Source organism: Inquilinus limosus MP06 (genome assembly GCF_000767795.1).
GTDB lineage: Bacteria > Pseudomonadota > Alphaproteobacteria > DSM-16000 > Inquilinaceae > Inquilinus > Inquilinus limosus_E.
The window spans coordinates 19,133-28,976 of sequence record NZ_JANX01000012.1; the positions used below are offsets into that span (position 1 = coordinate 19,133).

The window sequence follows — 9,844 nt, forward strand, 5'->3', positions numbered from 1 at the left end:
CGCCATGCCCGACACCGCCGTTCCATCCACGGTCACCCTGGCGGAGGTCGAGCCCGACGATCTCGCCGCCCATCTCGACGACCTCGCCCGGGTGCTCCATGGCTGCGTGCTGGACGGCGCCAGCGTCGGCTTCGTCCTGCCCTTCACGGTCGAAGCGGCGCGCGCGTTCTGGCTGGGGCTGGAGCCCGCCTTCCGCAGCGGCGCCCGGCGGCTGATCGTGGCGCGGCTGGACGGGCGCGTCGTCGGGACGGTGCAGCTGGTGCTGGGCATGCCGGCCAACGGCCTGCACCGGGCCGAGATCGCCAAGCTGCTGGTGCATCCGGCCGCCCGCCGCCGCGGCATCGCCCGGCAGCTGATGCTGGCGGCGGAGGATCTGGCCCGCCGGCACGGCCGAACCCTGCTGCTGCTCGACACAAGGCGCGGCGACAGCGGCGAGGCGCTGTATGAGAGCCTCGGCTTCCGCCTGTTCGGCATCGTCCCCGGCCATGCCTGCTCGCCGACGGGCGTGCTGGAGGACACCAGCTACATGCTCAAGCAGCTCGCATAGAGCTGTCGTCGCAGCGGCGTGCCTCGTCCACCAGCCAGTCGCGGAAGCACAGCACCGCCGGCCGCGCCTCCCCGGGCCGCAGCAGGATGTGGTGGGCGGCCGGGCCGCGGATAACGTGCGGGAAGGGCTGGACGAGCTTGCCATCGCGCAGCAGCGTCCCGAACAGGCGGGGCGAGAGCAGTGCCACGCCGGCGCCCTCGATCGCCACCGCGGCGTCCAGCTCATGCGTCGGATAGTCGTCGGCGTAGAAGCGCAGGGCCGGGGGCTCGACGCCCGCCTCCCGGAACCAGCGCCGCCAATCGTCATGGGGCAGCAGCGGCAGGGCCGCCAGATCCGCCGGCGACGACAGCCCCGCCGCCAGTGCCGGGCTCAGCATCGGCGTGGCGTCGACCGGCATCAGGGCGGTCGCCTCGAAGCCGGGCCAGTCGCCATGCCCGGTGCGGATCGCGATGTCGAAGTCGCCGGCCAGCCGCAGCTCGGCCGAGACGTCGAGCCGGATCGGCACGGCATCGGGACGGGCGTGATAGGCGGCCAGCCGGGGCGTCAGCCAGCGCATGGCGAAGGTCGGGACGGCGGTCACGCGCAGGCCGTCGGCCGCGCCCCGGCACGCCTCGACCGCCGACCGGATCAGGCCCAGGGCCTTGGCCATGCGTCCCGCCAGCGCCGCGCCGGCCTCGGTCGGGATTACGCTCGGGCCCGAGCGGCGGAACAGCGCCACCCCGAGCTCCGCCTCGAGATCGCGGATCCGCAGGCTGACGGCGGCCGGGGTGACGCCGAGCTCGGCCGCCGCCCGAGTGAAGTTCGCGTGGCGGACGGCGGCTTCGAGGACGCGCAGCGAGTCCAGGGCCGGCAGGCGTTTCGGCATGCGCCATGTTAAGGTCAGCTTAAGATGACGGGCAAGATCGCTCGCTTTGGGCCGCAGGTCCGCCGATGTCGAATGGGGCCTCTGACATGACCGGAGCTTCCCATGGCCGAATTGATGTCCCGCCCCCTGTTCAGCCTCTCGATCGCCCTCCATCCGATCCTCGAGCTGGGCATGACGCCGGCCGGGGAACGCCGGGTCGTGCCGGTGTCGGGCGGAACGTTCGAAGGCGAGCGGCTGGCCGGCGAGGTGCTGCCGCATGGCGGCTCGGACCTGCTGCTGACCCGCGCCGACGGGTCATTCCAGCAGGATGTCCGGCTGACCCTGCGGACCCGGGACGAAGCGCTGGTCCTGATGACCTATCGCGGCGTGCGGCACGCCGCGCCCGAGGTCGGCGACCGGATCGCCCGGGGCGAGGCGGTCGGGCGCTCCGAATACTATCTGCGGATCGCCCCGTTTTTCGAGACGGCGTCGCCAGACTATGCCTGGCTCAACCGGATCGTCGCCGTCGGCCTCGGCGAGCGCCGGCCGAACGGCGCGGCCTATGATGTGTTCGAGATCCTGTAAGGCCGGACGGGCCGGGCTCGCCGCAGCGAACCCGGCCAGCCTGCCCGGCGTGGCGATCAGAGCGGGCCGCGCTCCCACGGGCCGGTGATGGCGAAGGTGATGCCCGGGGTCTGGATGTTGACGAACAGGGTCCGGCCCTCCGGGCTCCAGCACGCGCCAGCGAACTCGCTGGTCCGGTAGTCGCCCTCGGCGATGGCCTTGCCGGCGTCGGCGATCTGGCCGGCGGTCAGCTCGACATTGTTCTTCAAGAGGTAGAAGGGCGCGCCGGTCCGGGTCAGCGCGACCAGCCGGGTGCCCGGGCCGAAATTGTCCGGGCTGCCGGACGGCGCCGCGTCCGGGTCCTCGCACAGCACCACGCCGCCGCGCGGGCTGACCGTGACGTTGTCCGGGTTGTGCGCCGCGATCTGGCTGTCGCTGACGAACAGCGCCCGCAGCCGCTGCGTGAACAGGTCCAGCACCCAGACGGCGCCGTAGCCGCGGCCGAGCCGGCCGCTCGGCTCCTTGCCCGTGCTGGTGTCGACGATGAACATGCGGCCATCGGCGTAGAAGATGCCCTCGCCGCGGCTCATCCGCAGCCCGCCCTCGGCCCAGCTCTGGGCGAAGGGGCCGCTCAGCATCTCGCCGGCGCCGATGTCGGGGAAGCCGACCGGCGCGGTGACTGCGTCCATGTCCGGCTGCTCGATGTCGACCCATTCCAGCTGGTAGGTGTCGCCGACATGAGCGACCACCAGGTCGGCATTGGGCTTGCGGCGCACACGGGCCGCCTGCAGCCGGCCGCCATGCTCCAGTGCGCCGTATCGGCCGGAGCGGTCGTCGGGGATGAAGCGGTACAGGCCCGACTTGTTGCGGTCGTCCTCGGTCAGATAGATGATGCCGGTGCGCGGGTCGATGGCCACCGCCTCATGGCTGAAGCGGCCCATCGCCGTCAGCGGGCGGCCGGTGGTGCGCTCGGCCTCCGGATGCACCTCGAATACATAGCCGTGGCGGCGGCCGGCACTGGAGCGGGCGTTGGTCTTGACCTCCTCGCAGCTCAGCCAGGTGCCCCAGGGCGTGCGGCCGCCGGCGCAGTTCTGCGTGGTGCCGGCCAGGCTGGCCTCGGCCGAGATCCAGCGCCCGTTGCGGAAGCGCAGCGTGGTGGTGCCGCCGCCGGCGCGCGAGCCGCTGGCGTCGACCGTGCCGGTATCGTAGGTGCCCGGCGCGGTGATCATGGTGCCGGCGGCGCTGATCTCGTGGTTTCGGACCAGCACCAGCTCGTCGCCGCGGCCGTGCCCATGGCCATGGCCGAAGCCGAAATCGAACCAGCGGCCGCCCTTGCCGTGCATCACCGCCATGCCGTCATGCGCCCGCGGCACCGGCTGGCCGTCGGCCATGCGGTCGCCGGTCCAGGAGAAGGAGCTGTAGCGGAAGCCCGGCGGCAGCAGCAGCAGCGGCAGGCCGGTGCTCTCGTCGGCCGCCGGGGCCAGGGGGCCGTAGGGGCTGCGGACCGGGGCGGTCCAGTTCTCGCCGGTGGCGGCGGCCTGCGCCTGGCGCTGCGACAGCGCGCCCAGGCTGCCGATGGCGCCCAGGGCCAGGGCGGCGCCGCCGCCCTGGAGGACATGGCGCCGGGTGGGGGTGTCGGTCATGGTCGGGTCTCCTGCTGGCTGTCCGTCGAGCTGGGGTCTGCGCCATGCCGGTCGGCGAACGCCTGAGGCCAAGTATGGCTGTCCCGCAGTCAAGGGAATCACTGACCGGGAGAGCTATATCCTGGATCTGATAAACTTTTGTTAAGGTGACTCGACTTTACAGAGGAAATAAAATCATGGGATTCTTTGTGTTTCATATTTGTTGCAATAGTATTATATTTTAAGTTTTCAGATAAATTTCTCGAAACTTGCTGGTGAGTTCATCTGGGCCGGAGGGATGGAGTTCCCGGCCATTCCTGGGGCGGCAGCGGTTTCCGGGAAATTTCACCTGCGACACATGGAAAAGAGACTGGCGGGTCCGAAAGGGGAGGCGTAAAGGTCGGACATACCCTCTTGCGGAGACCGGCCCATGGCCAGCGCGCCTTCCTTGCCCGACGACCTGCTGATCGGTGCCAAGGACGAGGTGGCGATCCGCCAGGACCTGGTGCTGACCGCGCTGGGCAAACGCCCGGCCGACACGCTGCTGCGGGTGGGCCGGCTGCTGGACGTCCACACAAGGAGCTGGCGCGAGGATCAGGAGATCGCGATCAAGGGCCGGCGCATCGCCTGGACCGGCCCGGCCGGCAGCTATCCGGGCACCGCGGCGCGGCGGGTGGAGAAGCCGGACCTGGCGGCGGTGCCGGGCTTCGGCGAGGTGCACAAGCATATCGAGAGCACGCATCTGACGCCGGAATGGGAGGCCGCGCTGGTGCTGCCGCGCGGCAACACCTGGACCTGCGAGGCCAGCCACGAATTCTCCAACGTCGACGGCCCGAACAACCTGGCCTTCTGGCTGGAGGCGCGGCGCCGCGGCTCGCCGCTGAAGATCTTCCCGCTGCCCGGCTCGGCGGTGCCGCCGACCGCCTATGAGTGGGGCGGCGGCTGGTACGGCTATGACGAGCAGAAAGGCTTCCTGAAGGAGAGCCTGATGGTCGCCGGCCTGGACGAGGTGATGGACTGGCCGGCGGTCTGGAACCCGGAGAACCCGTCCTATCCGCGGCTGTGGGGCATGATCCGCGCCACCTTCGAGCGGCGCGGCGTGGTCGAGGGCCATGGCGCGGGGCTGCGCGACACCGCCGCGATCAGCGCCTTCGCCGCCGCCGGCCTCGCCTCCGACCACGAGGCGTGGACGCCGGAGGAGGTGTGGGAGAAGCTGGCCCACGGCATCTTCATCGAGCTGCGGCCCTATTCGATGCCGGAGGTGATCCCCTGGCTGATCGAAAAGGGCCTGGCCGACTGGTCGCAGATCGCCTTCACCACCGACGACCGCAGCGTCTCCGACACCGTCAAGCTCGGCGCCACCGACCACAATGCCCGGCTGGCGATCCAACATGGCCTGGCGCCTGAGATCGCGATCCAGTGCATCACCCTGAACCCGGCCCGGCACATGCGGCTGACGCCCTGGGTCGGCAGCCTGGCGCCGGGGCGCTACGCCGATGTGGTGCTGCTGTCCGACGTCGCCGGCCTGGAGATCGCCGAGGTCTGGTCCGATGGCCAGCCGGTGTCGGAGGGCAAGCGCTACACCGGCCCGGTGCCGGCGATCGACTGGCCCGGCTGGGCACGGCAGACGGTGAACATCCGGCGCGACCTGACGGCGGCGGATTTCGCCCTGCCTGCCGCTCCGAACCGCGACACCATGCAGGCGGCGCTGCTGCGGCCGTTCCACTGGGCCGACGATTTCATCACCGCCGAGCTGCCGGTGCGCGACGGCGCGGTGCAGCGCGACCCGGACCGCAACATCACGAAGTTCGCCATCGTCGACCGCTTCTCCGGCGACGGCCGGGTGGCGAAGATGTTCTGGCTCGGCTGCGGCCCGCGCACGCCGGAGACGGCGCTGGCCTGCTCGGTCGCCCATGACAAGCACAACATCTGGGCCGTGGGCTCCTCCGACGCCGCGATGGCGCTGGCGGTCAACACGCTGACCGAGATGCAGGGCGGCTGGGCCCTGGTGCGCGACGGCCGCGTCCTGGCCACGGTGCGCTACGAGATCGGCGGGCTGATGAGCTGCCGGCCGCCGGAGGCGCTCGACGCCGAGATGCAGGCGCTTTACGCCGCGGCCGAAAGCATCGACTGGATGTACGAGCCGACCTTCCACCCGCGCTGGTTCCCGGGATTCCCGGAGCGGCTGATCTTCGCCACCCTGACCTGCGCGCCGTGGCGCTGGGTGCTGGTGGCGCCCTGCGAGCAGGCGCCGCAGGGCTTCGTCAACGTGCAGAGCGGGGAGACGCACCCCGTCATCTGGTAGGGGGACCGCCATTTCGTTCGACCGACCCGGCGCAGACCCGGGCGAGGGGGGCTCATGACCGTTTCCACTGCGCGGGCGTCGTCCACGAATGGCTGGCTCGACCGCCGCTTCAAGCTGTCCGAGCGCGGCAGCTCGGTGCCGCGGGAGGTGATCGCCGGCATCACCACCTTCGCGGCGATGGCCTATATCGTCGCCGTCAACCCGGCGATCATGTCCGCCGCCGGCATGGACCGCGGCGACCTGGTGATCGCCACCGCGCTGGCCGCGATCTTCGGCAGCTTGATGATGGGGCTGACCGCCAACCTGCCGCTGGCGGTGGCGCCGGCGATGGGGTCGAACATCGTCTTCGCCTATGTGATGGTGAAGCAGATGGGCATCCCCTGGCAGGGGGCGCTGGCCATGGTCGCCGTCACCGGCGTGATCTTCCTGGGCCTCAGCCTGTCGCGGCTGCGCGAGAAGGTGGCGAAGGAGGTGCCGGAGGCGCTGAAGATCGGCATTCAGGCCGCAGTCGGCACGCTGATCGTGTTCATCGGCCTGCGCGGCGCCGGCTTCATCGTCGCCAACCCGAACACCTATGTGGCGATGGGGTCGCTGGCCAGCCCGCCGGTGCTGCTGACCCTGGCCGGCATCCTGGTCACGCCCGTCCTGGTCGCCCGCGGCGTGCCGGGGGCGCTGATCCTGTCGATCGCCGCCCTCACCGTGATCGGCATCTTCGTGCCGCTGAAGGACGACGGCACCATGGTGACGACGCTGCCGGCCGCGGTCTTCGCCCTGCCGAAATGGCCGGAGAGCACCTTCCTGGCGCTCGACTTCAGCTATCTGGTCTCGCACTTCCTGGTGGCGCTGCCGCTCCTGTTCTACTTCCTGTGCGGCGAGTTCTTCAGCACGCTGGCGACGCTGATCGGCGTGACCGGCGCGGCCAATCTGCGCAAGCCGGACGGGTCGATCCCGAACGCCACCGCCGCCTTCTCGACCGACGCCACCGCCACCATCGTCGGACCGCTGCTCGGCACCTCGGTGGTCACCGCCTTCATCGAATCCGTCGCCGGTGTGCAGGCCGGCGGCCGCACCGGGCTGACCTCGGTGGTGGTGGCGATCGGCTTCACCCTGGCGCTGTTCGTCTGGCCGGTCTTCGTCATCATCCCGCCCCAGGCCACAGCGCCGGCGCTGGTCGTGGTCGGCATCTTCATGCTGCAGGGGCTGGCGCGGATCGACATGGCGGACCTCGCCAACGCCGTGCCGGTGGTGCTGATGCTGCTGGTCACGGTGCTCAGCAACAACCTGATCAACGGCATGGCGATCGGCACCTTCGCCTATATCCTGCTGTGCCTGGCGCTGGGCCGCCGCTCCGGCATCACCGCCGTGGTCTGGGGGCTCGGGGTGATCTTCGTGCTGTATTTCGTGGTGACCAGCCGGCTGATGTGACTGGGCGGTCGGTCATGCGACCGGGGTGGCCGCCTGATGGCGGCTTCCCGCGATCTCAGGCGGCGTCCGAATGTTCCATCCGCACTCCCGCTCTAGGAGCCCGCGGTGGCATCGAAGGCCCGATTCGCGTACTGTCACTGTTGCGACATGTCATCGATATGGAAGACGGCCCAGGAAAGATCACGCGGGCGTTAGCTGTGCTAGTCTCCCCTATTGGGAGGCCGCCGGTATCTCTGAAAGAGATCGAGATTCTGATCTTATTATTTGTGATGATGCCGTCAAGTCTAGTAATTGTAAGATTGAATCGAGAATTATTGTGAAAAATTTGGAGAGATTACCATGTTCGAAATTACTCTCAAGGTGTTTGCGAATGCGGACGATGTTCATCTTGTTTGGGCTCACAAAGACGACATTCCAGGATGCTTAGGTTTCGCCATAGAATGCAGGCGAGGCGATGCCGAGCCGAAATATATCTCGAATCGCGTCGGATTTGAGGACGATACCGAGCTGGATGCCGACGGTCAGAGATATCGATCGCGCTCTTCTCAAATTTGGCCATTCCAGCGCTACGATTGGACCGACCATGCTGCCGATCTTGGAGATGTGATCGCCTACCGAGTTATCGCACGCGTTGCCGGCGACGACGGAAAGCTGAAGGACGGACCGTCGAGCGACTGGTCCCCAACGGTCGAACTGAAAGCCGACTGCGGCGATGGCGTCAGCGTTCATTTCAATCGTGGATACGTGCTGTCGCAATTCATGGCGCGATACATGAAGACGCACGGGATCACGCTTCAGGAGCTGAAGGACAGGGTCGTCATCATCAGCAAGGCCGTCGACCGGGAGGCCCGCAGCTTCCTCGGCGGTACGCTTCGCGAAGCCGTCCTCGCCATGCTGGCCGAGGTGGCCGGCAAGCCGAACCTCGAACTTCATGCGGCGCTGTACGAGCTCAGCGACAAAGAACTCCTCGACGGTCTGGCTGCCATCGGCGAACGCGCACACATCGTCCTCGCGAATGGCAGCGTCGAGAAACAAGGTGAGGACGAGAACGCGAAGGCGCGCGAGCGCCTCAAGAAGGCCGGCTGCAAGGTCCACGACCGCTTCCTCGCGCCGGATGGCTTGGCGCACAACAAGTTCGTCGTCGTCGGCGAGCGGATCGGAACGGGGTTCCGGCCGAAGAAGCTCTTAACCGGTAGCCTCAACTGGACTCCGACCGGTCTTTGCACCCAGTTGAACAACGGTATCCTCATCGAGAACGAGAATCTCGCCAAGCATTTCCAGGCGCAGTTCGAGCTTCTCAAACAAGCCAAGAACGGCGGCACGGCGGGCCTTCTCGCCTCGAACAACAGCCCCAAGCGCGGAATTGAGCTCGGCACCGCGACAATCGACAGCTGGTTCTCGAAGGTCAGCCGAGAGATCGATATTAAGGAGCTGATCAAGCTCGTCGAAGGCGCCCGCCAGGGAATCTTCTTTGTCATGTTCCAACCCGGCAACGAGCCGGTGAGAACACTCTTGCGGATGCAGAAGGAGAAGAATCTCTATGTTCGTGGCGTGGCGACGCAATTCACCAGCACCGGACTCGAAGACTTCAAGCTGCTGAAGCAGGACCCGGAGGAGTTCTTCCTGGATACGGTTCAGACCACCGGGGTGAAGATGACGGTCGGACGCTGGGCGGTCGAAGGCACGGCGAACGAGTTCAGGAACAGCATCGGCCACGCCATCACGCACTCCAAGGTGCTGGTGATCGACCCGTTCAGCGACGATCCGATCGTGGTCACGGGCTCCCACAACTTCTCGAAATCGGCAAGCCGGGACAATGACGAGAATTTCCTCGTCATCCGCGGACATCGGGAGATCGCGATGCACTATGCGATTAACTCGATGCAGACCTACAGTCACTATCGCTGGCGGGCCTATCTCGAGGAGGCCGAGCGCGAGCATCGTGATCCGTTTCGGTTCCTTTCGCGCAATCCTTCCTGGCAGCGTCGCCGCACGAGCGGCGAAACCAAACGCATGCTTGCATTCTGGCTGCCAGATGCTTGAACGAATAGCGGTGAGCCCCTGATCGGCGGCTCATCCCATCCGAGGCCGCCCGGCGGCGGTGGCCGTTACGGTGCTCTCGACGAACATGTCGAGGCCGCCGGCCATCGACACCACCCGGTCGGCGCGGGTGACGGTGACCGCCACCTCCCCGGCCGCCGGCCTCGCGCGCCAGGGCCTCGGCCCGGCCGCGCGCCTCGGCCTCGGCGTAAGCCGCGGCCTCCTCCAGGCTGCCGAAGGTGCGGATGCCGCCCGGGGCGTGGACGCGGAAGCGGCCTTCCTCCGGCGTGGTGATGGTGACGGACGCCCGCTGCAGCACGCCGCTGGCCACCGCGCCGATGGCGTTGGTGACGCCGGCATGCTCCGGCACCACGCTTTCGGTGCCGAGGCGCCGGGCGATCGTCCGGGTAGTAGGTCGCGGCCGAGGCGCCGATGCCGACCAAGGGCAGGCCGAGGGTCAGGGCCGGGCGCAGCAGGGCAGGGGCCGAAGCGTCGCC

Annotated in this window: 8 protein-coding genes; 6 read left to right on the forward strand and 2 right to left on the reverse strand. The window is 68.2% G+C overall.

Translation table 11 applies throughout. The features are described 5' to 3' along the window. The first annotated feature begins 4 nt into the window (after nucleotides 1–4). Complete coding sequence (locus tag P409_RS02520; protein ID WP_034831451.1) at nucleotides 5–547, forward strand: GNAT family N-acetyltransferase; 543 nt, start codon at nucleotides 5–7, stop codon at nucleotides 545–547. Here the strand turns inward: P409_RS02520 and P409_RS02525 are convergent. Then, nucleotides 531–1,412 carry a LysR substrate-binding domain-containing protein gene (locus P409_RS02525; protein ID WP_034831453.1) on the reverse strand — a complete coding sequence of 294 codons (882 nt, stop codon included), beginning with the start codon at nucleotides 1,410–1,412 and terminating at the stop codon, nucleotides 531–533. The two genes, P409_RS02520 and P409_RS02525, sit on opposite strands and share 17 nt — an antisense overlap. Nucleotides 1,413–1,514: 102 nt before the next feature. Here P409_RS02525 and P409_RS02530 point away from each other — a divergent pair, with 102 nt between their 5' ends. Next, a complete protein-coding gene (locus P409_RS02530) occupies nucleotides 1,515–1,976 on the forward strand; it encodes a DUF3237 domain-containing protein (protein ID WP_034831454.1) in 462 nt (153 codons plus the stop codon). 56 nt (nucleotides 1,977–2,032) lie between these two features. Here the strand turns inward: P409_RS02530 and P409_RS02535 are convergent, their stop codons facing one another. After that, entirely contained in the window at nucleotides 2,033–3,598 is a 1,566-nt protein-coding gene (locus P409_RS02535; RefSeq protein ID WP_034831456.1) for an alkaline phosphatase PhoX, read from the reverse strand. A gap of 409 nt (nucleotides 3,599–4,007) precedes the next feature. Here P409_RS02535 and P409_RS02540 point away from each other — a divergent pair, with 409 nt between their 5' ends. The 4 genes from P409_RS02540 to P409_RS40560 all read left to right on the forward strand — a co-directional run. Beyond that, nucleotides 4,008–5,882: an adenine deaminase gene (locus P409_RS02540; RefSeq protein WP_034831458.1), complete on the forward strand. Its 1,875-nt coding sequence runs from the start codon at nucleotides 4,008–4,010 to the stop codon at nucleotides 5,880–5,882. A gap of 54 nt (nucleotides 5,883–5,936) precedes the next feature. Beyond that, the gene (locus P409_RS02545; protein WP_052119940.1) at nucleotides 5,937–7,307 is read left to right on the forward strand and encodes an NCS2 family permease; all 1,371 of its coding nucleotides are present in this window, start codon (nucleotides 5,937–5,939) and stop codon (nucleotides 7,305–7,307) included. Between the two features lie 339 nt (nucleotides 7,308–7,646). Further along, nucleotides 7,647–9,350, forward strand: a complete 1,704-nt coding sequence (locus tag P409_RS02550) for a phospholipase D-like domain-containing protein (protein WP_081991156.1) — start codon at nucleotides 7,647–7,649, stop codon at nucleotides 9,348–9,350. 242 nt (nucleotides 9,351–9,592) lie between these two features. After that, a partial coding sequence (locus P409_RS40560; protein ID WP_238578580.1) for a hypothetical protein occupies nucleotides 9,593–9,844 on the forward strand: 252 nt, incomplete at its 3' end.